At 67.1% G+C, this 1,311-nt stretch carries 1 protein-coding gene; it reads left to right on the forward strand.

All coding sequences use genetic code 11. From position 1 onward, the window contains the following. Positions 1-2 precede the first annotated feature (2 nt). The coding region (locus C2U70_RS32245) for a DUF1522 domain-containing protein (protein ID WP_246666922.1) at positions 3-1,311 on the forward strand (1,309 nt) is incomplete at its 3' end.

The raw sequence follows: 1,311 nt of genomic DNA on the forward strand, positions 1-1,311 counted from the left end.
GTATCGTTCTCTCTGCGTCGGTTCGTCAGAACCTGTTGTCTCTCCAGTCGACCGCTGACCTCCTCGCCACGACCCAAAATCGTCTGTCGACTGGCAAGAGCGTCAACACCGCGCTCGACAATCCCACCAACTATTTCACGGCACAGTCGCTCGACAACCGCGCCAGCGACATCAACAACCTGCTCGATGGCATTGCCAACGGCGTGCAGGTGCTGCAGGCCGCCAACACCGGCCTGACCTCGCTGCAGAAGCTGATCGACAGTGCGAAGTCGATCGCCAACCAGGCGCTGCAGACCACGGTCGGCTACTCCACCAAGTCCAACGTCTCGACCACGGTCGCGGGCGCAACGGCCGCCGACCTCCGCGGCACCACGAGCTTCGCCAGCGCGCTCGCTTCGAGCAACGTGCTGTATGACGGCACCGCGGGCGGCACCCATGCCGCGACCTCGGCCATCACGCTGGGAGCGACCCAGGGTGTGTCGACCGGCGCCGCCGCAACGGCTGGTGACGGTTCGACGGCTCTGACTGCCGCCATCACCCTGCTGGGCACCGGCACCAGCGCGACCGGCCTGGTCGGCAACGCTCAGCCCGCGGACGGCGACACGCTCACCGTCAACGGCCACACCATCACCTTCCGTGCCGGTACCGCTCCGGGCGTCGCCAACGTTCCGAGCGGCTCGGGCGTTAGCGGCAACATCGTGACTGACGGCAGCGGCAACTCGACCGTCTACCTCGGCACGACCGGCGCTCCGCTGGCGACCGCCGGCGATCTCGCCAGCGCAATCGACCTCGCCAGCGGCGTCAAGGTTGCCGTGAACAGCGCGGGTGCTGCGACCATCAGCACGAGCGCGGGTCAGACGGCCTCCGACGTCGGTGTCACCTCGGCCGGCAAGGTCACGCTGCGCAGCTCCACCGGTGCTGATCTCAGTGTCGTCGGCAAGTCCGATCTCTTGAAGGCCCTGGGCCTGAGCTCGGCGACCGGTGGCGGCAATGCTTCGGTGAGCGTGACGCGTACGACGAGCGCGGCTTCGCTCGGTCAGCTCGTCCAGGATGGATCGACGCTGAATGTCGACGGCCATATCATCACCTTCAAGAACGCCCCGGTCCCGGGCTCTGCTGGTGCGCCGGCGATCCCGACCGGTTATGGCAAGACCGGCAACGTCATCACCGACGGCAACGGCAACTCGACGGTCTATCTGCAGGCCGGCACGGTCGCCGACGTCCTGAACGCGATCGACCTTGCCACCGGCACCCAGACGGCCAGCATTGCCGCCAACGGCACGGCGACGCTCTCGACGGCAACCGGACAGT

The organism is Bradyrhizobium guangdongense, assembly GCF_006483445.1.
In the GTDB taxonomy this organism is placed as follows: Bacteria; Pseudomonadota; Alphaproteobacteria; order Rhizobiales; family Xanthobacteraceae; genus Bradyrhizobium; species Bradyrhizobium guangdongense_A.